The sequence below is a fragment of the Microbacterium sp. NPDC056044 genome, from assembly GCF_042267145.1.
Classification (GTDB): Bacteria; Actinomycetota; Actinomycetes; order Actinomycetales; family Microbacteriaceae; genus Microbacterium.
In genome coordinates this window covers 201,031-221,148 of sequence record NZ_JBHJWZ010000001.1, presented here as the reverse complement: position 1 = coordinate 221,148, position 20,118 = coordinate 201,031, and the positions used below count along the sequence as shown (strand labels likewise).

General features: G+C 71.4%; 21 protein-coding genes and 1 pseudogene. 7 read left to right on the top strand and 15 right to left on the bottom strand.

Annotation, left to right across the window (positions count from 1 at the left end):
• Positions 1–3: 3 nt before the first annotated feature.
• Positions 4–120, bottom strand: a pseudogene (locus ACFC1I_RS00985) (DUF2510 domain-containing protein); the annotation flags it as partial.
• Positions 121–229: 109 nt separating this feature from the next.
• Between ACFC1I_RS00985 and ACFC1I_RS00980 the strand changes: the two are divergent.
• Positions 230–1,456 (top strand): Fic family protein, encoded by a 1,227-nt coding sequence (locus ACFC1I_RS00980; protein WP_376005919.1) that lies wholly within the window; start codon positions 230–232, stop codon positions 1,454–1,456.
• 12 nt (positions 1,457–1,468) lie between these two features.
• Here the strand turns inward: ACFC1I_RS00980 and ACFC1I_RS00975 are convergent, their stop codons facing one another.
• Positions 1,469–1,768 (bottom strand): DUF1905 domain-containing protein, encoded by a 300-nt coding sequence (locus tag ACFC1I_RS00975; protein WP_376005917.1) that lies wholly within the window; start codon positions 1,766–1,768, stop codon positions 1,469–1,471.
• Positions 1,765–2,193, bottom strand: a complete 429-nt coding sequence (locus tag ACFC1I_RS00970) for an SRPBCC domain-containing protein (RefSeq protein WP_376005915.1) — start codon at positions 2,191–2,193, stop codon at positions 1,765–1,767. The genes ACFC1I_RS00975 and ACFC1I_RS00970 overlap by 4 nt, the downstream gene beginning before the upstream one ends.
• A gap of 41 nt (positions 2,194–2,234) precedes the next feature.
• On the opposite strand from ACFC1I_RS00970, the gene ACFC1I_RS00965 reads away from it, so the two are divergent.
• A complete protein-coding gene (locus ACFC1I_RS00965; protein ID WP_376005913.1) occupies positions 2,235–2,666 on the top strand; it encodes a DUF1294 domain-containing protein in 432 nt (143 codons plus the stop codon).
• Between the two features lie 9 nt (positions 2,667–2,675).
• Here ACFC1I_RS00965 and ACFC1I_RS00960 read toward each other — a convergent pair whose 3' ends face one another.
• Positions 2,676–3,473, bottom strand: coding sequence for a glycosyltransferase (locus ACFC1I_RS00960; RefSeq protein ID WP_376005911.1), 798 nt, complete (start codon positions 3,471–3,473; stop codon positions 2,676–2,678).
• Positions 3,474–3,523: 50 nt separating this feature from the next.
• On the opposite strand from ACFC1I_RS00960, the gene ACFC1I_RS00955 reads away from it, so the two are divergent.
• Positions 3,524–4,111, top strand: coding sequence for a GNAT family N-acetyltransferase (locus ACFC1I_RS00955; RefSeq protein ID WP_376005909.1), 588 nt, complete (start codon positions 3,524–3,526; stop codon positions 4,109–4,111).
• A gap of 114 nt (positions 4,112–4,225) precedes the next feature.
• Entirely contained in the window at positions 4,226–6,142 is a 1,917-nt protein-coding gene (locus tag ACFC1I_RS00950; RefSeq protein ID WP_376005908.1) for an adenylyl cyclase, read from the top strand.
• A 74-nt stretch (positions 6,143–6,216) separates the two neighbouring features.
• On the opposite strand, the gene ACFC1I_RS00945 is transcribed toward ACFC1I_RS00950, so the two are convergent.
• Together ACFC1I_RS00945 and ACFC1I_RS00940 are read right to left on the bottom strand one after the other, a co-directional pair.
• Positions 6,217–7,206, bottom strand: coding sequence for an aldo/keto reductase (locus ACFC1I_RS00945; protein ID WP_376005906.1), 990 nt, complete (start codon positions 7,204–7,206; stop codon positions 6,217–6,219).
• 32 nt (positions 7,207–7,238) lie between these two features.
• Positions 7,239–8,198: a L,D-transpeptidase gene (locus tag ACFC1I_RS00940; protein ID WP_376005904.1), complete on the bottom strand. Its 960-nt coding sequence runs from the start codon at positions 8,196–8,198 to the stop codon at positions 7,239–7,241.
• A gap of 62 nt (positions 8,199–8,260) precedes the next feature.
• On the opposite strand from ACFC1I_RS00940, the gene ACFC1I_RS00935 reads away from it, so the two are divergent.
• On the top strand, positions 8,261–8,968 hold the full coding sequence (locus ACFC1I_RS00935) for an NADPH-dependent F420 reductase (protein WP_376005902.1): 708 nt from the start codon (positions 8,261–8,263) through the stop codon (positions 8,966–8,968).
• Here the strand turns inward: ACFC1I_RS00935 and ACFC1I_RS00930 are convergent.
• The 7 genes from ACFC1I_RS00930 to ACFC1I_RS00900 all read right to left on the bottom strand — a co-directional run bounded on the left by ACFC1I_RS00930 (position 8,939) and on the right by ACFC1I_RS00900 (position 16,177).
• A complete protein-coding gene (locus ACFC1I_RS00930) occupies positions 8,939–9,364 on the bottom strand; it encodes a DUF2809 domain-containing protein (protein WP_376005900.1) in 426 nt (141 codons plus the stop codon). The genes ACFC1I_RS00935 and ACFC1I_RS00930 overlap by 30 nt on opposite strands.
• The gene (locus ACFC1I_RS00925; RefSeq protein ID WP_376005898.1) at positions 9,361–9,930 is read right to left on the bottom strand and encodes a mismatch-specific DNA-glycosylase; all 570 of its coding nucleotides are present in this window, start codon (positions 9,928–9,930) and stop codon (positions 9,361–9,363) included. The genes ACFC1I_RS00930 and ACFC1I_RS00925 overlap by 4 nt, the downstream gene beginning before the upstream one ends.
• A 45-nt stretch (positions 9,931–9,975) precedes the next feature.
• Complete coding sequence (locus ACFC1I_RS00920) at positions 9,976–10,440, bottom strand: hypothetical protein (protein WP_376005896.1); 465 nt, start codon at positions 10,438–10,440, stop codon at positions 9,976–9,978.
• Positions 10,441–10,522: 82 nt separating this feature from the next.
• Positions 10,523–11,494 carry an agmatinase gene (speB, locus tag ACFC1I_RS00915; protein WP_376005894.1) on the bottom strand — a complete coding sequence of 324 codons (972 nt, stop codon included), beginning with the start codon at positions 11,492–11,494 and terminating at the stop codon, positions 10,523–10,525.
• Positions 11,491–13,155 carry a thiamine pyrophosphate-binding protein gene (locus ACFC1I_RS00910; protein ID WP_376005892.1) on the bottom strand — a complete coding sequence of 555 codons (1,665 nt, stop codon included), beginning with the start codon at positions 13,153–13,155 and terminating at the stop codon, positions 11,491–11,493. Before ACFC1I_RS00910 ends, speB begins: the two co-directional genes overlap by 4 nt.
• Positions 13,152–14,840: an amidohydrolase gene (locus ACFC1I_RS00905; protein WP_376005890.1), complete on the bottom strand. Its 1,689-nt coding sequence runs from the start codon at positions 14,838–14,840 to the stop codon at positions 13,152–13,154. Before ACFC1I_RS00905 ends, ACFC1I_RS00910 begins: the two co-directional genes overlap by 4 nt.
• Positions 14,841–14,854: 14 nt before the next feature.
• Positions 14,855–16,177, bottom strand: coding sequence for an MFS transporter (locus ACFC1I_RS00900; protein WP_376005888.1), 1,323 nt, complete (start codon positions 16,175–16,177; stop codon positions 14,855–14,857).
• Positions 16,178–16,396: 219 nt separating this feature from the next.
• Between ACFC1I_RS00900 and ACFC1I_RS00895 the strand changes: the two genes are divergently transcribed.
• Positions 16,397–17,323 (top strand): Lrp/AsnC family transcriptional regulator, encoded by a 927-nt coding sequence (locus tag ACFC1I_RS00895; RefSeq protein WP_376005887.1) that lies wholly within the window; start codon positions 16,397–16,399, stop codon positions 17,321–17,323.
• Between the two features lie 78 nt (positions 17,324–17,401).
• Here ACFC1I_RS00895 and ACFC1I_RS00890 read toward each other — a convergent pair whose 3' ends face one another.
• Together ACFC1I_RS00890 and ACFC1I_RS00885 are read right to left on the bottom strand one after the other, a co-directional pair.
• Positions 17,402–18,109, bottom strand: a complete 708-nt coding sequence (locus ACFC1I_RS00890; RefSeq protein WP_376005885.1) for a hypothetical protein — start codon at positions 18,107–18,109, stop codon at positions 17,402–17,404.
• Between the two features lie 49 nt (positions 18,110–18,158).
• Entirely contained in the window at positions 18,159–19,379 is a 1,221-nt protein-coding gene (locus tag ACFC1I_RS00885; protein ID WP_376005883.1) for a globin domain-containing protein, read from the bottom strand.
• A 131-nt stretch (positions 19,380–19,510) separates the two neighbouring features.
• Here ACFC1I_RS00885 and ACFC1I_RS00880 point away from each other — a divergent pair, with 131 nt between their 5' ends.
• Entirely contained in the window at positions 19,511–20,116 is a 606-nt protein-coding gene (locus ACFC1I_RS00880; protein WP_376005881.1) for a helix-turn-helix domain-containing protein, read from the top strand.
• Positions 20,117–20,118: the final 2 nt, after the last annotated feature.

Below are 20,118 nucleotides of genomic sequence, written 5' to 3'. Positions count from 1 at the left end.
CGTCGTCGCCGGACGGTCCTCATCCGTCCAGGCAGCGCCGTTCCACCACCGCAGGCGGTCAGCGTGCGATTCGTCCGCGCACCAACCCGGCGGCGGTCCCCCCTGAGACCCGTCCGTCATCATGCCCCCCAGCAGAATGATTCCCGAGCGCAAACATACCGGAGCGGCGTGACCGCGAGCAGTGTCACAGCGCTGCTGTTATTTCAATTGTGATGGTTACACTGAAACAGTGAGCGGCATTGTTTCAGGTCGGGGCGCTCCGATCTGGCCCGCCCATACGATCGAAGCCCGCGACTGGCGGCAGTCGATCCGTGGCGGCAGCCGGGAGGACCGGATGCTGCGCTCCGTTGCCGCGTCCATCCCTCCGCGCATCGCGCACCTGAGTCATGTGCCGAGCCCGGCGGTGACCGCCGCGGCCGAGCGAGCGCTTGTCGAGGTGGCGACGACCGACGCCGAGGCGCGAGCGCAATCGCGCGCACTCGGACGCTTCATGCTGCGCACCGAGTCGGTCGCGTCGTCGAAGATCGAGCGCATCTCGGCCAGCGCGAGCGACTATGCGCGCGCACTGGCCGGAAGCCGCGCGAACACGAGCGCGACCAGCATGGTGGCGGCCTCCGCGGCGCTGCACCGGCTCGTCGATCGCGCCGGCGAGACAGGGCGGATCACACTCGACGACCTGCTTGCCGCGCACCGCACTCTGATGGCGGAGGACGCCGGCGAGGCAGCCTGGGCGGGCCGGCTCCGCGACATGCAGAACTGGATCGGCGGCAGCGACCACAGCCCGCGCAACGCGCTGTATGTTCCGCCACCACCTGATCTCGTCGCCCCGCTGCTCGACGACCTGCTCGCGTTCGCGGGTCGCGACGACGTCCCGGTGTTCGTGCAGGCGGCGATCACGCACGCGCAGTTCGAGTCCATCCACCCGTTCACAGACGGCAACGGGCGCATCGGTCGGGCGCTGGTCAGCGCGATCCTGCGCCGACGCGACGTCACGAAGACCGCGATCATGCCGCTCGCCAGCGGCCTGCTCGCAGTGCGGGACGACTACTTCGCCTCCCTCACGGCCTACCGCGAGGGCGACCCCACAGCCGTCATCGAGATCATGGTGCGCGCCGCCGTCGCCGCGGCCGTCGAGTCGCGCAGCTCGATCGACGCGCTGCGTGAGCTGCCGGCCGAATGGCGGTCGCTCGCCGAGGCGACCCCCGGATCGGCGACCGACCGGCTCATCGGCGCCCTCCTCGACGACCCCGTGATGTCGGGCGAAGACGCGGTCGCTGCGATCGGCAGCACCCCCGCCACCGCCTACGCGGCGCTCGACCGACTCACCGAGGCGGGCGTGGTCACCGAGATCACGGGACGCAAGCGCGACCGCGTGTGGGCCGCGAACGACGTGATCGGCGAGCTCGACGACCTCGACGGCCGCATCCAGCGACGCATGCTCGAGACCCCCGGCTGATCGCCCGCGACCTCAGCCGTCGAGCACCTCGAGCCGCACCGTCACGGGTCCGCCGTCGACCAGCTTCTCGGCGTCGCGCACCGACTTCTTCAGCGGCAGCACGTACGAGCTGGTCTCCGACAGCGGGAAGATCGAGGTCGTCCATTCGGTGCCGCCGATGCGCGCCTTCACGCGCACGGAACCGAAGCCGCGATACGGACGCGGGATCTCGCGGATCTCCTCCCCCAGCTCGGGCGGAACGGTTGCGAAGAACCAGGCCGCGTCGTCACGAGCGGCCCAGCGGAAGATGTCGCCATCGAACTCGATGATCACAGGTGCTCGCCCGGGGCTCCGCCGTGGCGATCCACCAGCCGCTGCAGGCAGGTCGCCCAGCCGTCGATGTGGTTGTCGCGCTCCTCAGAGGTCGCGAAGCCGGAGTGCCTCACGATCACGCGGGTCGCAGCATCCACCGCCTCCTGCAGCTCGATCTCGACATCCGTGGTGTGCTCCTCCCCCGCCCACCGCCAGCCGAGCCTGAGCGCGCGGGGCGCGTCGAAGGTGAGCACGGTTCCTTCGACGGCCATGTCGACGGGCACCGACCGCACTTCCCACCGGCCGAGCTCGCGCAGCTCGACGACCGCGGTCGTCTCGAAGCGCGGCGGCCAGAACCACTCCGACAGCCGGCCGGCGACCGTGAATTCCCGCCAGACGACATCGACGGATGCTGCGACCAGCGCTTCCTCGGTGAGCTCATGCATGGTGCCACCGTACGCCGACCCACCCCCATAGGATCGTGCGCATGCCCACCCCGCGCCCTCGCGCTCCCCTCGCCACCACGCAGCGACCCGATCGCGACCTCTCGAAGCCGCTGCCCGCCGCGCTCAGCTGGATCACGCTGATCGTCTTCGCCGCGGCGTTCGCCGGTGCGTACGTCGTGTTCGACCTCGCGTGGTGGGTGCCGGCGCTCTACGGCGCGGCGAGCATCGTGGCGTTCGCGGCGTACGGCATCGACAAGGCGGCCGCGCGCCGCCAGGCCGACCGCATCTCGGAGCAGACGCTGCTCGTCCTGGGGCTCGTCGGCGGCTGGCCGGGAGCGCTCGTCGCGCAGCAGGCATTCCGCCACAAGACCCGCAAGCGGTCGTTCCGCCGCGCGTTCTGGGGAACGGTGGGCGTGAACGTGCTGGCGCTCGCAGCCTACGTCTACCTCACCGCTCCGGCGTTCGGAGGCTGAGCCCGCCCGTCAGCGGCCGTACTCGGGCGTCCAGTCGTCGCCGTCGGGCTCCCAATCGCTCGAGGCGGATGCCACGCGCGACGGCTCGGCGCGGCGCCACTTCGCGCCCTCGGGCCAGCTCGCGGCGAACGTCGACGCGACCCGGAAGACCCGCCGAGACAGTCCGGACAGGGACTGGACGGGACGCGCCGACACCGGCATGCGCAACTGCGGGTCGTAGCGCACGCCGTCGGATGACCGCAGCCGGATCGTGAGGTCGAGGTCGTCGTGGATGCGTGCGTTGCCGCGATCGACCTGGTCGCGCACGCGCTCCCAGACCCGCGCGCGCATCGCGAAGTTCGAGCCGAACACCAGCGGGATGCCGAGCCACTTCTTGATCCAGAAGTGCCCGCCGCCGATGTACCAGCGCTCGCCGAGGTAGTTCTGCATGGGCGTTCCGCCGTAGAACTCGGCGCCGCCGGTCAGCACGCCCAGGGTGGGGTCGGCGACGAAGGCACGCACGAGACGCGCGATCCAGTCCGGGTGCGGCCGAGAGTCCGCGTCGAGCCGGGCGATGATGTCGGCGAGAGCGAGCGCCTCGTCGTAGCCGCGGGCGACGGCGGGCCAGATGCCGATCGACGGCTCATATGCCACGACGGCGTCGTGGGCGCGGGCGACGGCGGCCGAGGCATCCGTGCTCGCGTTGTCCACCACGATCACGACGTCGGCGGGGTGCGTCTGCGCGGCGAGGGCGGCCAGGCACGCGTCGAGATACTCCGCGTCGTCGCGGCACGGAATGACCACGGCGACGCGAGGTGTGAGGGGCACAAGCCACACCATACTCCCGGCGTGTCGGCGCGCCGCGTTACCCTGCCGACATGGACGGACTGCGTTTCGCTCCTGCCAACGAGGCCTCGTGGGACGACCTGCAGGCCATCCTCACCGGCGCCGCGGGGCGGTGTCAGTGCCAGCGTCAGCGCCTCGGCGATCACGACTGGTGGTACATGCCCGAAGCGGAACGTGCCGCGATCCTGCGTGCCGAGACGCACTGCGACGACCCGCGCGCGACCGAGACGATCGGCATCGTCGCCTACCTCCGCGACGAGCCGGTGGCGTGGTGCGCGGTCGACCGGCGCGGGGTCTACGGGCGGGTGCGGGGGTCGCCCGTGCCGTGGCAGGGACGCGACGAAGACCCCGACGACGAGTCCGTGTGGGCGATCGCGTGCGTCGTCGTGCGCAAGGGCCACCGAGGCGAGGGACTGACGTACCCGCTCATCGCCGCGGCCGTTCAGCACGCCCGCGCGAGAGGCGCGTCGGCGGTCGAGGGCTATCCGATGCTCACCGACGGCAAGAAGGTGATCTGGGACGAACTGAGCGTCGGGCCCGTCGGCCCGTTCCTCGCAGCGGGCTTTCGAGAGGTCACGCACCCGACGAAACGACGGCTCGTGGTGCGGCTCGAGTTCTGAAACGAATCAGCAAGCGCTCCCCCGAAACTGACTCTTGAGACCGCTCCCACGCTTGGTTACAGTCCGGTAAGTAACCGGCACCCGCCGGGCTCACCTCAACGGAGAGGACTCCCCATGCCCTTCTCACGCCTCACGGCGCCGCCCGCACGATCGGGCCGCCGCGCCCGGCTCGTGCGCATCGGCACCGTGGTGACCGGCACCGCGCTCGTCGCGAGCGCGCTGCTGGCCACGCCCGCCGTCGCGGCGCCGCCGCGCGCGGTCGATCCGTTCCACCCGGACTTCGGCCCGAACGTCACGATCTACTCGCCCGGCACGCCGGTGGCCCAGATACGGGCCGAGCTCGATGCGCTGCACGCCCAGCAGGTCGACGCCGAGATGAGCACCAACCGCCGCGCCGTCTACTTCCTGCCCGGCGAGTACGGCTCGGCCGCCGACCCACTGCAGGTCAAGGTCGGCTACTACACCGAGGTCGCCGGGCTCGGCGCGTCGCCCGAGGACGTCACCGTCCACGGCGCCGTCGAGGTCTACAACCGCTGCCTCGAAGGCGGCGGCACGAGCAACTGCCTCGCGCTCGTGAACTTCTGGCGCACCATCTCGAACCTGTCCATCGACGTGAACAAGGCGGGCCAGGACGGCTGCCGCGCGAGCGCCGAGTTCTGGGCGGTGTCGCAGGCGGTGTCGATGCGACGCCTCGACATCTCCGGCGGCAACCTGTCGCTCATGGACTATTGCAGCGCCGGTCCGCAGTACGCCAGCGGCGGCTTCATCGCCGACTCGCGCCTGCCCGCCGTGACCAACGGGTCGCAGCAGCAGTGGCTGATCCGCAACAGCGAGATCGCGGGCTGGTCGAACGCGGTGTGGAACCAGGTGTTCTCGGGCGTCGCCGGGGCGCCCGACGACGCCGGCTTCCCGAACCCGCCGTACACGACGGTCGACCAGACGCCGGTCAGCCGCGAGAAGCCGTTCCTCTACGTCGACGATGCCGGACGCTACAACGTGCGCGTGCCGGCGGCTCAGCGCGACTCGAGCGGGATCAGCTGGGGTTCAGGTGAGACCGCGGGGCGCAGCATCCCGATCACCGATTTCTACATCGCGACCCCGTCGGACTCGGTGAAGGACATCAACAACGCGCTCGCGCGCGGACAGCACCTGATCCTCACGCCGGGCATCTACAACGTCGCGCAGTCGATCGAGGTCAAGCGCGCGAACACTGTCGTGCTCGGCCTCGGGCACGCGACGCTCACCGCGGTGAACGGTGCGGTGCCGCTCGAGGTGAAGGATGCCGACGGCATCATCGTCGCAGGCGTCACCATCGACGCGGGCACGAAGCTCTCGCCCGTGCTGCTGCGCGTCGGCAGCCCGAAGGTCGGCAAGAAGCTCGATGCGGCCGATCCGATCACGCTGAGCGACGTGTACTTCCGCGTCGGCGGCCCGCACATCGGCAAGTCCACGACAGCACTCGAGGTGAACGCCGACCACGTGCTGATCGACCACACCTGGGTGTGGCGCGGTGATCACGGAGTCGAGGGCTTCGACCCGAGCAACGGCGTGAACGGCGACACCCAGCGGTGGAACACCAACACCGGCACCGTCGGCGTCATCGTGAACGGCGACGACGTGACCGCGACGGGCCTGTTCGTCGAGCACTTCCAGACGTACAACACGCTCTGGAACGGCGAGCGGGGCCGGGTCATCCTGTACCAGAACGAGCTGCCCTACGACCCGCCCACGCAGGCCGACTGGACGCAGCCGAACGGCGCGCTCGGCTACCCGGGCTACAAGGTCGCCGACCACGTCAAGAGCCACGAGCTCGACGGCGCCGGCGTCTACGTGTTCAACCAGAACAACCCGTCGATCATCACGGCGAACGGGTTCGAGGTGCCGCAGAGGCCCGGCGTGAAGCTGCACCACATCATGACGGTGAACCTGTCGGCCGGCACGGTCCAGCACGTCGTGAACGGAGTCGGCGGCCAGGTCGACAGCACGAACACGGGTCTGCCGCAGTTCGTGGTGGACTACCCGGCCCCGTAAACCCCCCGGAACGGATGCCTCGGCCCTGCGACTTCGCGGGGTCGAGGCATCCGTGATTCAGGGTCGGCGGCGGGTCACCAGTGCGGGTGGATCGCGGCGCGGAGGTCGCGGTCGTAGACGGCGTGGACGGCGCGGTCGAAGGCGGTGAGGTCCACGTCGTCCAGGAGGGCGGCAGCTGCGGCGTTGGACTCGGCCTGGCGCACGTTGCGGGCGCCAGGGATGACGCTCGTGACGCCGGGCTGCGCCGCGATCCAGGCGAGGGTGGCCGCGGGGAGGGTCGTGCCGGCAGGGACGGCCTCCGCGAGCCGGGCGGCTGCCGCGATGCCCGTCTCGAAGTCGACGCCCGAGAAGGTCTCGCCGCGATCGAACGCCTCGCCGTGCCGGTTGTAGGTGCGGTGGTCGTCGGCGGCGAACGTCGTCTGCGCCGTGTACCTGCCCGACAGGAGCCCCGACGCGAGCGGCACGCGCGCGAAGATCGCGACGCCGGCGGCCGCGGCGGCGGGCAGCACCTCGTCGAGCGGCTTGAGCCGGAACGGGTTGAAGATGATCTGCACGTTCGTCACGTTCGGGCGGGAGATCGCCGCGAGCGCCTGCGCCGTCGTCTCGACCGACACGCCGTAGGCGGCGATCGCACCGTCGGCGACGAGCGCGTCGAGGGCGTCGAACGTGGCGTCGTCCTCGATCACCGCGGTCGGCGGGCAGTGGAGCTGCACGAGGTCGAGCGTGTCGACACCGAGGTTCGCACGGGACCGGTCGGTCCACGCGCGGAAGTTCTCGGGCGTGTAGTTCTCGGGCTCCTGTGCGAGGCGCCGGCCCATCTTCGTCGCGACGGTGATGCCGTGGCCGGGCCGCGCGGCGAGGAACCGGCCGATGATCGACTCGCTCCGCCCGTCGCCGTAGACATCGGCGGTGTCGAACAGGGTGACGCCGTGCTCGACGGATGTGGCGAGCACCGCGGTGGCGTCCTCTTCGGTGACCGCGCCCCAGTCGGCGCCGAGCTGCCAGGTGCCGAGGCCGATCGCCGAGACCGAACGTCCGGTGCGGCCGAGTGCGCGCTGCTGCATGAGGGGGGTCCTCCGAAGTAGGTGGGGCGGGCTTATGGATTGACGATGACCGGGGTTCCCAGCGGGAGCTCGGCGAGCTTCGTGATCGCGGACGGGTCGAGGCGGAGGCATCCGTTCGAGATCGCCCCCGAACGGTCATCGTGGTAGTGGAAGGCGGTGACCGCGACATCCGCTCCCCCGAAGCCGTCGAGGGTCGGCGACTGCACCGCCAGGTACACGATGGGGTGGCCGCGCGTGTAGGCGTACTCGGGCACGACGCGGGTCGTCATGATGAACGTGCGGCCGAGCGGAGTGGGCGTGCGGTCGGTGCCCCACGCGAAGTCCGTCGCGATGCGCTCGGGCACGCCGGCGCGGACGATGTCGACGGTTCGGCCCGAGATGCTCACGACGACACCGGCGTCGGTCGGGGCGAGGTCGACGTCGGCCTTGCGCATCCAGCCGGTGGTCTGCGCCGGGTTGCCCTGCGACGGCACGGCCTGCCGCCCGGTGAGCAGCACCTTGACCCAGTTCTCCTGCTCCTCGACCACGGGCACGCTCGTGCCGTCGAACGTGTACGCCTGCGGGAGGTACGCGATGGGCTCGGCGGTGGGGTCAGCCCACACCGGAGCGCCGATGCCTTTCGCCGCGGCATGCACGGGGAGCGGCGCGGCGAACGCGGCGTCATCGACCGGGAGCCCCGGGATGACGGCGAACACGTTGACCTGCGGGAGGGTCGACACGTCGTACGAACCGGTGTTGGCGGCGAAGCCCGTGGGGGTGGGCGTCGGGGTCGGGATCGGGGTCGGGGTGGGAGTCGTTGTCGGGGTGTGGGTCGCGGTTCGAGTCGGGGCCGGGGCCGCTTCGGTGGCGGGCGGGCCGACGAGCCACACGACGGTGAGGGCACCGGCGAGCAGCACGGCGACGAGCGCGACGATCGCCCAGACTTCGGTTCGGCGCTTCGCCGGCCCGACAGGCTCGACGGCCCCCGGGCCGTCGGTCTCGGCATCCCCCATTCCCCCATCGTCGGACGCGGGGACGGATGCTGCAACCCGGCGCGGCTGGCTAGCCTGGGGCCGTGAGCAGTGAGGGCGGACTCGAGCGGCCGATCCGGGTGCTCGGGATCATCGGCGCCGGGCGCGTGGGGCAGGTGCTCGCTCGACTCGCCCGCGCGGCCGGTTACCGGGTGCTCGTCGCGGGGTCGGGTGACCCGTCGCGCGTCGCCGGGACGATCGAGGCTGTCGCTCCGGGTGCGGTGGCTGTCGCAGCATCCGTCGCCGCACGTGACGCCGACGCGGTCGTGCTCGCGCTGCCGCTCCCCCAGCACCACACGCTGCCGGTCGAGGCGCTCGCCGGCACGCTCGTGATCGACGCGATGAACTACTGGTGGGAGGTCGACGGGCTGCGCGCCGACTTCGGCGACCTGCGCACCACGACGAGCGAGACGGTGCAGCGGTTCCTGCCCGGCGCTCGGGTCGTGAAGGCGTTCAACCACATGGGATACCGGGATCTCGACGAGGAGGCCCGACCCCACGGGACAGCGGGGCGGAAGGCGATCGCGGTGGCCGGGGATGCGGCGCCCGACGTCGAGGCGGTGATGCGGGTGGTCGACGACCTCGGGTTCGACCCGGTGTACGCGGGGCCGCTCGCCGCCGGGATCATGCTCGAGCCCGGCGCCGAAGCCTTCGGGGCCGACGTCGACGCTGAGGAGCTGCGGGCGATGCTCGCGCGGTTCCCCACGTCGCAGCGCGGGATCCTAGTCGCGAGGGCGCGTGCGGCGGGTTGAGACCGCATCGACGGCGGCGGCGAGAGCGATCGCCGCGACGTAGATCACCAGATCGCGGGCGTCGAAGACCGTGCCCAGCACGAGCATCACGGGCGGGAACATCGCACCCCATGCGAGCGGCAGGCCTGTGAGCTGGAACAGCTCGACGGCGACGCACCACGTGGCGGCGATCGCCCCCACGGCGAGCGGGCGAAGACGCGGGGCGATGAACACCACCGCCAGGTACGCCGCGGCCGCGTAGAGCGCATCGCCCGCGATGTCGGTCGCCGGTGTATCGGGGAGCAGCGTGTGCACCAGCAGCCCGGCCGCGACCGTGAGTGCGAGCAGTCCCGCCGCGCCGAAACGACGGGCGCGCCGCGTCGCTGCCACCGACGCTGACGCCCCGTCGCGCGTCACGCGATCACGCCCGACGCGCGTGCGGGCTCGGCGTAGGCCTCGGCCAGCGTCGCCACCGTCATGTGCGCGTTCAAGCCGCTCGGGTTGGGCACCACCCAGAGTGCAGCCCCACCGAGGCCGTCCGGCTGCCGCCACGCGACGGCCCGCGGGCGCGCGAAGCCCTGCCGGTACGCGGTGAGACCGAGGATCGCCACGACCGCGGGCTTCCACCCCGCGACGTCGCGCTCCAGCCGCTCCGCCCCTTCGCGCAGCTCCTCACGCGAGAGCTCGTCCGCCCGCGCCGTCGCGCGGCGCACGATGCTCGAGATGCCGATGCCTGCGTCGAGCAGCATGCGGCGGTCGGCCTCGGCCATGCCGTCATCGCCGATCTGCGGCATCCGCTCGATGATCCCCGCCGCGACGAGCGCCGGGTAGAAGCGATTGCCCGGGTACGCGAACGGCACGCCGGTGGCCGCCGTCCATAGCCCCGGGTTGATGCCCACGAACACCAGTCTCGGGTGCGAGGGCATGAGATCCGGGATGCTGCGCCCGCGGTACGACTCCAGCTCGGCGCGTGTGAAACCCATGCGGCCAGTCTCGCGCACGCGCGGGCGCAGCCCGGCACGCCAGCGTCAGCTGCGCGGCTGACCGGCCGGCTCGAGACTGAAGTCGTTCGACGCCGATCCGTCGGGCCGCGTGCTCTCCTGGAAGACGAACTCGAGTCCCCGCTCGTCGAACGCGCGGAACCAGTCGTCCCACGAGACCTCCTTGAGGTCTTCGAGGTCGTTGCCGAAGTCGAAGTCGAAGCGCAGCTCGCCGAGGTTCCCCTCGTGCTCGGCGCCCTCGACGGTGGCCGGGGTCGCGTGGCGATCCTCCGCCCACTGGCGGATCACGTCGTGGTCCGTCGTCGCGCTGTGCTCGACCGGCTCCGCAGGTGCGACGGGCTCGGCGGCCTCAGCCGACGCGGCGGGATCCTGAGTGCCGGCGTTCGGGCTCGCGGCGTTGCGCTCGCGCTGCTCGCGGCGGGTCGCTGCGACAGGTTCCTCGGTGCCGGTGCCGTGCTGCGGGGTGTCGTCGTGGTCTGCGTGGTGGCTCATGATCGTCCTCCTTCTGGGGTCCTCCCAGCCTGCGGCGGGCAGAACGCCCTGTGGAGGGGCTTGTCACCGGGCAGGGTGCACGCTACGACTCACCCCGCGTGGCCTCGATCTGAGCGGCCATGATCGTGACGAGCTCGTACACGACGTGGCTCGCCGCGATGCCGGTGAGCTGGGCGTGGTCGTACGCGGGCGACACCTCGACCACGTCCGCACCCACGACGTTCAGGTCGCTGAGGGCTCGCAGCATCCGGAGCAGTTCCCGGCTCGTCATCCCGCCGGCCTCGGGGGTTCCGGTGCCGGGGGCGTGGGCGGGGTCGAGCACGTCGATGTCGATCGAGATGTACAGCGGCTTCTCGCCCACGCGGCGCCGTACGCGCTCGATGGCGGCCTCGATGCCGCGCTCCTCGATGTCGACGCTCGAGACGATCGAGAAGCCGAGGCGCTCGTCGTCGTCGAGATCCTGCTTCGAGTACAGCGGGCCTCGCGTGCCGACGTGGCAGCTCGCGGTGAGGTCGATGAGACCCTCCTCGCTCGCGCGGCGGAAGGGCGTCCCGTGGGTGATCGGCGCGCCGAAGTACGTGTCCCACGTGTCGAGGTGCGCGTCGAAGTGCAGCACCGCGACCGGCCCGTGCTTCTTGTTCACGGCGCGCAGCAGCGGGAGCGCGATCGTGTGGTCGCCGCCGACGGTGACGATGCGATCCACGCGCTCGCCGAGCGCCGTCGCCGCGGTCTCGATGTCGGCGACGGCCTCGCCGATGTCGAACGGGTTCGCCGGGATGTCGCCGGCATCGACGACCTGCGCCGCCGCGAACGGCGACACGTCCTGCGCGGGGTTGTACGGACGCAGCAGCCGCGACGACTCGCGCACGTGGGAGGGGCCGAACCGCGCGCCGGGCCGGTAGCTGACGCCGGTGTCGAACGGGATGCCCACGATCGCGAGGTCGGCGCGCGGCACCTCCTCGATGCGCGGCAGGCGCGCGAAGGTGGCGATCCCCGCGTAGCGCGGGTAGACGGACGCGTCGACGGGGCCGACGGGCTCGTGGTTGTCGGTCATGACTCACCTCTCGGGGTGGAAGATGCGGTCGACGGATGCTGCGCCCCGCCGTCCTGCGGAATGTGGACGAGCTGCACGCCGCCGGCGGAGATCGCCTCGGTGATCGCCGACCCGATGTCGTCGGGGCTCGCCGCGCGCCGGCCCGTCGCCCCGAACGCGTTCGCGAGGGCGACCCAATCGGGCTGCACGAGGTCGACGCCGACGGGACGTATGCCGCGATCCACCTCGTTCTGCTTGATCTCTGCGTACCCGCCGTTGTCGACGCACACGACGGTGAGGTCGAGGCGCTGCTCGACCGCGGTCACCAGCTCGTTGACGCAGAACATGAGCGCGCCGTCGCCGACCACGGCGACGACGGGCCGGCCGCCCTCGGCGGGCTGGGCGATGCGCGCGCCGATCGCCGCCGGAAGGCCGTAGCCGAGCGTCGCGTAGGTCGGGGTGTACAGGAGAGAGTGCGGACACGACTGCCGCAGCACGTTCGCGAGCGCCATGTAGACGATCTGCGATGAGTCGCCGGCGACGATCGCGTCGTGCGGCAGCGCCGCGGCGATGGTCTCGGCGAGCGCCACCGTCTCAGGGAGGATCGCGGCGGTCTCGGCCGCGATCGCCTCCCGGTCGGCGGTCACGTCACGGGGAGCGCGAGGGCTGTCGGGAAGAGCGGCGAGCAGGTTCTCGACCACGGCGGTGCAGTCCCCCACGATGCCGATGGAGGCGTCGAGGTTCTTGTGCAGCTGCGCGGCCGAGATGTCGACGCGGATCACCGCGCCGCGCGCCTCGAGCCGCGGCGCCCACAGCTCCGCCTCGCCGAGCTTCGAGCCGAGCACGAGCAGCACGTCGGCGTCCTCGGCGACCCGGCGGGCGGCCTCGAGCCGCAGGTTCGAGCCCAGCGACAGCGGGTGGTGCTCGTCGACGGTGGCCTTGCCGTTGAGGGTCGTGACGACCGGGGCGCCGAGTCGCTCGGCGAGTGCCGTGATCGCGCGGCCGGCGTGGGTGGCGCCGCCGCCGGCGACGATCACCGGGCGCGCAGCATCCATCAGCAGCTTCACCGCGTCACGCACGGCGCTGGTGTGGCCGCGAACCGGCGCGGGAGCCGGGCGGGCTTCACGAGCTGCTGCCGGCACATTCGCCGGAGCCTCGAGCACGTCGAACGGGATCTCGATGTGCACCGGACGCGGCCGCCCGGTGCGGAACAGCGCGAACGCGTCGTGCACGGCGTCGACGGCATCCGTCGCGCTCGTGACGCGCCGCGACCACTCGGCGATCGCGCCGACCATCGCGGTCGCGTCCTTCGTCTCGTGGAGCGTGCCGACGTCGCGGAACTCGGCCCCGAGCGCCACGCCGGGCGAGATCACCAGGAGCGGCCGCGACTCGCAGAATGCGGTGCCGATCGCGCTCATCGCGTTCTGCAGGCCCGGCCCCGAGGTCGTGATGACGACGCCGGGCAGCCCGGTCTGCTGCGCCCAGCCGTCGGCGCCGTAGCCCGAGCCCTGCTCGTGGCGGTTGGTCACCGCACGCAGGCCGAGGTCGGCGAGCGGACGGTAGAGCTCGAGGTTGTGGGTGCCGGGGATGCCGAACACGGCGGTCACCCCGTAGTTGCGCACGGTCTCGAGCACGGCGCGCCCCGTGGTGTCGGCGTACTGCCCGGCGGCGTCGGCGCTCACGTCAGCGCCTCGACGCGCGCCATCGCGTACCGGCGCTCGCCCGCGACCCACGTCTCGAGCACCGGGATCTGCGAGATCTCGCTCGCGTCGACCGCCAGCGGGTCGGCCCCGAGCACCGCGAAGTCGGCGTACTTGCCGGCCTCGAGCGAACCCAGGTCGTCTTCGCGGCCGAGCGACACGGCGCCCTCGTACGTGTGCGCCCGGAGCGCGGCATCCGCCGACACCCGCAGGTTGTCGGGACCGAGCTTGTGCCCGCGGCGCGTCACCCGGGTGACCGCGGTCTGGATCGCCTCGAGCGGGATGGGCTCGGCCACCGGCGCGTCGGACGAGATCGTGAACGGCACCCCCGCCGCCTCGAACTCGCCGAGCGGGTTGAACCGCTCCCCCGGCGTGCCGATAGCCTGCTCGACGCCCTCGCCCCAGTTGAAGTAGTGCTGGGTCTGGTTGACGGGACGGATGCCGGCTGCCGCCATGCGCCGGATCTGCTCCGGAGTCGGCAGACCGCAGTGCTCGATGCGGTGGCGGGCGTCGTCGTCGGGGTGCTCGGCGAGCGCCGCCTCGATCGCCGAGACGACCATCTCGATCGCCGTCGGGGACTGCGCGTGCGTCGCGGTCTGGAGCCCTGCCGCGTGCGCCTTGCGGATGAGCGCGGTGTACTCGGCGGGCTCGTGGTACAGCTGACCGGTGCGGCAGGGGTCGCCGACGTAGCCGTCGGGGAAGTAGGCCGTCCAGCCGCCCAGCGTGCCGTCGGCGTAGAGCTTGATGCCGGCGAAGCTCAGGTGCGCGTTGCCGAACTGGCCGACGAGGCCCATCTCGAGCGCCTCGTCGAGCAGGTGCGACAGCAGGTACATCGAGACCCGCAGCTCCAGGCGCCCGGCCTCGGCGAGCCGCAGGTACATGTCGAACTCACGACGCGACACCTGCGCGTCGCCGATCGTCGTCACTCCCCCGGCGAGGAAGCGCTGCGTGGCGACGTCCAGCTGGCGCAGGTGCTCCTCCGGCTCGTCGGCGAGGTGGAAGTTCGGACCGTGGTGGCCGATCTTCACGCCGTGGACGCCGGTGAGCATGTTGCACGCGGCATCCGAGATCTCTCCCGTCAGCTCGCCGTCCGCGTCACGGAAGATCTCGCCGCCCTCGGGGTTCGGGGTGTCGCGGTCGACGCCGTTGAGCTCGAACGTGTACGAGTTCACGACGCCCCCGTGGCCCGACGCGTTCATGAGGTACACCTCGCGGTCGGTCGCGACCTCGTCCAGTTCGAATCGGGACGGATGCCGCTGCTCGGCGAGATTGCGGTGCTCGTAGCCATAGCCCCGCACGGGGCGGCCCTCGGGCAGCTCGGCCGCCGCGGCCTTCAGGAGCGCGACGATCTCGGGGATGCTCGCGGCCTTCTCGGGACCGCAGTCCACCCAGGTCATGAGCTGGCCGTACATGAGCGGGTGGGCGTGCGCATCGACGAAGCCCGGCACGACGACCGCGTCGCCGAGGTCGACGACCTCGGGGTCCAGGCGGAGGGCGGCCGCAGCATCCCGGCACTCCGCTGTCGTGCCGATCGCGACGATCCGGCCGCGGTCGGTCAGCATCGCGGTGGCGGTGCTGCCCTGCGCGTCGACGGTGTGGATGGCACCGGCGATCACGAGGCGCGGGGTCTGCTGCGCGGGGCGGTCGAAGGGGGCGAGCTTTCTCATGGCGGCGGATCTCCTCAGATCGTGCGTGCGGCTGTCGTGTCGGTGCGCGGCGTGAACGAGTCCGTCACGGGCGCCTCGTCGGAGTGCTGCGGTGCGAGCCAGGTGCAGAGGCCGGCGAGGAGGGCCATGCCGATGAACATGAAGATGACCGACCAGACGCTGCCCGTCCACGCGATGAGCATGGTCGCGAACCAGGGCGAGAAGCCGGCCCAGATCGCCGCTCCGACGCCGTACGACAGGGCGATCGACGTGTAGCGCGCCTGCGGGCGGAACATCTGCGCGAGGATCGCGGCGATGGGCGCGTAGGTGGCGCTCATCGCGATGCGCACGAGCGATGCGAGCAGGAAGATGACGGGCTCGACCTTGCCGGGGAGCACCAGCATGAACGGCACGAACGTGAGCACCGATGTCACCAGGCCGATGTACATGATGTTCTTGCGGCCCCACTTGTCGCCGAGCCACGCGACCGGGAGCGTCACGACGAACTCGATGAACGAGGCGATGGTCATGGCGTCGAGGATCAGCTGCGGGCTCATGCTGATCGGCTCGCTCGTCGCGTACGAGGTCGCGAAGGTGGTGGCCAGGTAGTAGCCGCCGGTCGAGATCGGCAGCAGGCCGATGCCGAGGAGGATCGGCTTCCAGTTGACGCGGAGTGCGAACGCGAGCGGCATGGTCTGCTTGCGGCCCTCGATCTTCTGCTCGAAGACCGGCGACTCCTCGACGCGGTACCGCACCCAGAAGCCGACGGCGACCAGCACGATCGAGAGCAGGAACGGGATGCGCCATCCGCCGTTCATGATGAAGTCGTCGCCGAAGCGCGACATGATCGCGAAGATGCCCGAGGCCAACAGCGCACCGGCGGGGTTGCCCAGCTGCGTGAAGCCGCCGTAGAAGGTCTTCTTGCCGGCCGGCGCGTGCTCGACGCTCATGAGCACCGCGCCGCCCCACTCGCCGCCCACCGCGAGGCCCTGCAGGGCGCGCAGCAGGATGAGGAGGATCGGGGCCACGATGCCGATCGCCTCGTAGGTGGGGAGGCAGCCGACGAGCACCGTCGAGACGCCCATCAGCAGGAGCGTGATCACGAGCGAGACGCGACGCCCGAGCTTGTCGCCGATGTGGCCGAAGATGATGCCGCCGAGCGGACGCACGAGGAAGGCCACGGCGAACGTCGCGAAGGCGGCGGCGGTCTCGGCGAGCGGGTCGCCGCTCGGGAAGAAGAGCGGCCCGAACACGAGCGCGGCGGCGGTCGCGTAGACGTAGAAGTCGTACCACTCGATGGTGGTTCCCACGAACGCGGCGATGCCTGCGCGCCGCGCCCTGCTGGAGGTGGAAGTCATGACCGCTCCTTTGCGGATGTATCGGGGATGCGATGAAGGCTAAGGACGAACGGATGCCGCTGGCAAGGGCAGAACTCCAGCGCTCGGCGCGTTCGACTGGGGTTCTGTCTGACGAGTTGCACAGAATCACTTGTCGCGTCCTGTTCGAGCGGTTCTAGACTCGTCTTCTGTACGCGCGGTCGTGCGTTCCCAGGGAAATCGACGAATTCGAGGATCGCGATGGATTTCGACGCCGAGCTCATCCGCGAGCTGCAGGTCGACGGCCGGGCCAGCATCCACACGCTGGCAGGCCGCCTCGGTCAGTCGCGCTCCGCTGTCTCGACGCGGCTGAACGCGATGCTCGCCGACGGCACCGTTCGGGTCGTCGCGGCGGTCGACCCGGTGTTCCTCGGGCAGCACGTACTCGCCCACGTGTCAATCCGCACCCAGGGCGGGGTCGAGCCGGTGGCGCAGCACCTGCGGGGTCTGAGAGAGACCGTGCTGGTCTCGGCCGTGGGCGGCGCGTACGACCTCGTCACCGAGGTGCGGCTCGGGTCGATGCCGGCGCTGCACGACCTGCTCGCCCAGATCCGGGCGCTGCCCGGCGTCGCCGACATCAACACCCTCATCTACACCGACGTCGTCAAGGGATTCTTCGTGTCGGAGTACCACGGCGACGTCACGATCGACGCGATCGACACCGCGCTCATCGAGCAGCTGCAGCGCGACGGCCGCAAGAGCTACCGCGCCCTCGGCGAGGCCGTGCGCCTCTCCCCGTCGGCCGTGACGACGCGCGTGCAGCGGCTCGTCGACGGCGGCGTCATCAAGATCAGCGCCGTCGAGGCGCGCGGCTTGGTGCACCGGCAGCTGTCGATGGGCGTCGGCCTCAACCTCGCCGGCACGGACGACCGCGTGACCGAGGCGCTGCGCACGTGGCGGGGCGTGGACTTCGCGGCCCGCACGCTCGGCCGCTTCGACGTGGTGACGACGCTCGTCGAACCGTCGGCCGGCGCGCTGTACGCGAGCCTCGAGCGGATCCGCGCGATCCCCGGCGTCTCGGGCGTCGAGGCGTGGTTCCACCTCGCGGTGCTCAAGGAGGACTACGCCCGCACGCTCCGACCGGCGGGCGGCGGCATCCCCCAGCCGCTCGGCTCGATCACCGGGTGAACCCGCGCTTCACCGGGCCGCGAGCGCGGTGATCAGGGCGTGTGATGCGAGGCCATCCGCCTCAGGCTCCCACGGGAGTCACCGTCCTGGCCGCGCCCAGTGCCGCGGCGGGCCCTCGCTCGGGCGCAACGGCGTGTAGGACTTCCACACCGAGGTGAAGCGGTAGCCGGCGTACCAGACCGCGCCCGCGCCGACCACGAGCCCCACGACGATGCCGACGGTCACGGCTGCCCCGATCGGCGTGCCCACCGCTGCGCACAGTCCGCCGGTGAACATGCCGGCGACGGACGCCGTGACGAGGATGCTCAGGATCGCGGACGACGCGAGCACCTGCTCCAGGGCGCCGCGGTGACGCAGGAACGAATACGTCACGCGCATCCCGAGCTCGTCGTCGTGCGTCGAGGCGAGGAACGCTGCCGCCGCGGTGGGATCGACCTCGGCGTACGCGCCGCGGATGCGGTTCATCGCGACGACGAACATCATGTCCTCCTCCGAGACGCTGAGGACGCGCATGAGGGTGAGGAGCCCGACGACGGTGAGGAAGCCGAGGATGCCGAGGGCGGCGACCGGGAACCATGACGCGAACTTCGTCGCCTGCCCGAGCAGGCCGATCGTGACGAGCCCGGCCGACACGAGGGTCAGGTAGATCGTGATGCGGGTGAGCACCTCGCTCTGCGCGGTGCTGCGGGCGGCCAGCAGCCCCCAGTGCTCGGTGGCGAGGATCTGCAGCCGGCGCGCGAGAACGGCGTCGCTCTCGGCGCCGTCCCCGTCGGCCTCGGTCGCCATGGTTCATGGTCCCACCGAGGCCGAACGGGCGGTAGGTCGCCCGACGTCGTCAGGCGGCGGCGCCTTCGGGGTTCTGTGCCCAGAGGTCCGGGCCGAAGACCTCGTAGTGGATGCGCTCGCTCGGGATGCCGCGGGCGATCAGCGTCGCGCGGGAGTTGCGCATGAACGGCCGCGGGCCGCACATGAACACCGTCGCGCCGTCGGGCAGCTCGACGTCGGCGAGGTCCATGAACCCCTCCCGCGCCGGGTGGAGGGTGGGGGCGGTCGCAGCATCCGTCTCGTACCAGTTCTGCGCCTTCGCGTCGTCCATCGCAAGCACCTGACGGCGCAGCGACGAGTAGAGCGCGTGCGTGTCGTGGGCGCGGTCGGCGTGGAACAGGCGCACGGTCCGTCGGGGCTGGCGGCGCGAGAGGTCCTCGAGGATCGCGGCGACCGGGGTGATGCCGATCCCGGCCGACACCAGCACCAGCGGCTGGTCCGAGTCGTCGAGCACGACGTCGCCGGCCGGCTGCGACACGTCGAGCACCGTGCCGGGCTCGGCGTTCTCGTACAGCCACGTCGAGACCTGGCCGTCGGGGTTGCCGTCGACGCCGCGCACGCGCTTGATCGTGACACGGAGCGAGTCGCCGCGCGGGCCCGACGAGATCGTGTACTGGCGCGGCTGGCGCGAGCCGTCGGGCAGGTCGACGGCGATCGCGACGTACTGCCCGGTGTGGTGCGACGGCACCTCGCCCGCGACCGGCGCGAGCAGGAGCGAGAAGACGTCGTCGGACTCCTCGAACCGCTCGACCACCCGGTAGCCGCGCCACGGCTGCTCGGGGTCGGTGCCGCCCTCGGCGTAGAGCTTGGCCTCCTCGGCGATGAGGGAGGTCGCGAACAGCCAGTAGACCTCGTCCCACGCGGCCTTCACCTCGGGGGTCACCGCATCGCCGAGCACCGTGCCGACGGCCTCCAGGAGGTGGTGCCCGACGACGAGGTACGAGCGCGCCTGGATGCCGAGCGAGACGTGCTTGTGGGCGATCCGGCGCATCACGGGGGTGAAGTCCGGGGCGTCCGGGTCGATGAGCTGCACCGCGAAGGCGACGACCGACGCGGCGAGCGCCTTGGGCTGCTCCCCCACGGCCTGGTTGGCGCGGTTGAAGACGCGGAGGAGTTCCGGGTGGGCGGCGAACATCGCCGGGTAGAAGACCTTCGTGATCTCTTCGGCGTGGGCGGCGACGACACCCGCGGTGGCGCGGACGATGGCTTCGGACTCCGGTGAGAGCTGCATGGGGTTCCTTTCTCGGACCGGACCGGTCGCCCTCGACTCTCGTCGGTCCGCGCGATGAGCGGAGCGCGTTCCACCGGTTTTATCCGGTCCATCCCCAGGCTCGGCCGCGACCGCCCGCCTACCCTGGAGCCATGCCCCGCCGCGCGCACGACTTCCGCGGACTCACCCAGCCCCGTCGCCTGCAGCTGCTGCGGGCGATTCAGCGCGTGCCCGGGCGCCGCGCCGGCGAGCTCGCCTCGGAGTGCGGCATCCCGCTGAACACCGTCCGCGACCACCTGCGGGTGCTCGAGGACGAGGGGCTCATCCGCAGCGAGACCCTCCAGGTCGGCGTCCGCGGGCGGCCGCCGGTGGTGTTCCACCCCGTGCGCGAGTCGGCGTCCAGCGATGCGGCGAGCGCGCGCGTCGAGGGCGCCGAGACACGGGGACGGATGCTGCGAGCCGTGACGTCGAGCGAGGCTCCGCCGCTTCCCGCCGAGGCGGCGCGGCAGCTCGACGTGCTGTACGAGCACCTCGACGACGCGGGCCTCGACCCGGCGGTGGACGAGCAGACGCTCACCTTCGACCTCGCGCCCTGCCGGTACCACGACATGATCGACGAGGACCGCGCCCTCGTGTGCGGCGTGCACGCGCGGCTCGTGCAGGACGTGCTGCTGCACACCGAGGGCCCGCTCGAACTCGAGCGCCTGGAGCCCTTCGTGACGGCGCACCGGTGCCGGCTGCTCCTCACCCAGGCGTGAGA

Excerpts from the sequence above, each read along its gene's own strand:
- ACFC1I_RS00950 (WP_376005908.1), top strand. The coding sequence starts at position 4,226 with ATGCCCTTCTCACGCCTCACGGCGCCGCCCGCACGATCGGGCCGCCGC.
- ACFC1I_RS00880 (WP_376005881.1), top strand. The coding sequence starts at position 19,511 with ATGCCCCGCCGCGCGCACGACTTCCGCGGACTCACCCAGCCCCGTCGC.
- ACFC1I_RS00920 (WP_376005896.1), bottom strand. The coding sequence starts at position 10,440 with ATGAGCCACCACGCAGACCACGACGACACCCCGCAGCACGGCACCGGC.
- ACFC1I_RS00890 (WP_376005885.1), bottom strand. The coding sequence starts at position 18,109 with ATGGCGACCGAGGCCGACGGGGACGGCGCCGAGAGCGACGCCGTTCTC.
- ACFC1I_RS00885 (WP_376005883.1), bottom strand. The coding sequence starts at position 19,379 with ATGCAGCTCTCACCGGAGTCCGAAGCCATCGTCCGCGCCACCGCGGGT.
- ACFC1I_RS00965 (WP_376005913.1), top strand. The coding sequence starts at position 2,235 with ATGCCCACCCCGCGCCCTCGCGCTCCCCTCGCCACCACGCAGCGACCC.
- ACFC1I_RS00900 (WP_376005888.1), bottom strand. The coding sequence starts at position 16,177 with ATGACTTCCACCTCCAGCAGGGCGCGGCGCGCAGGCATCGCCGCGTTC.
- ACFC1I_RS00955 (WP_376005909.1), top strand. The coding sequence starts at position 3,524 with ATGGACGGACTGCGTTTCGCTCCTGCCAACGAGGCCTCGTGGGACGAC.
- ACFC1I_RS00895 (WP_376005887.1), top strand. The coding sequence starts at position 16,397 with ATGGATTTCGACGCCGAGCTCATCCGCGAGCTGCAGGTCGACGGCCGG.
- speB (WP_376005894.1), bottom strand. The coding sequence starts at position 11,494 with ATGACCGACAACCACGAGCCCGTCGGCCCCGTCGACGCGTCCGTCTAC.
- ACFC1I_RS00970 (WP_376005915.1), bottom strand. The coding sequence starts at position 2,193 with ATGCATGAGCTCACCGAGGAAGCGCTGGTCGCAGCATCCGTCGATGTC.
- ACFC1I_RS00905 (WP_376005890.1), bottom strand. The coding sequence starts at position 14,840 with ATGAGAAAGCTCGCCCCCTTCGACCGCCCCGCGCAGCAGACCCCGCGC.
- ACFC1I_RS00925 (WP_376005898.1), bottom strand. The coding sequence starts at position 9,930 with ATGGGTTTCACACGCGCCGAGCTGGAGTCGTACCGCGGGCGCAGCATC.
- ACFC1I_RS00945 (WP_376005906.1), bottom strand. The coding sequence starts at position 7,206 with ATGCAGCAGCGCGCACTCGGCCGCACCGGACGTTCGGTCTCGGCGATC.
- ACFC1I_RS00940 (WP_376005904.1), bottom strand. The coding sequence starts at position 8,198 with ATGGGGGATGCCGAGACCGACGGCCCGGGGGCCGTCGAGCCTGTCGGG.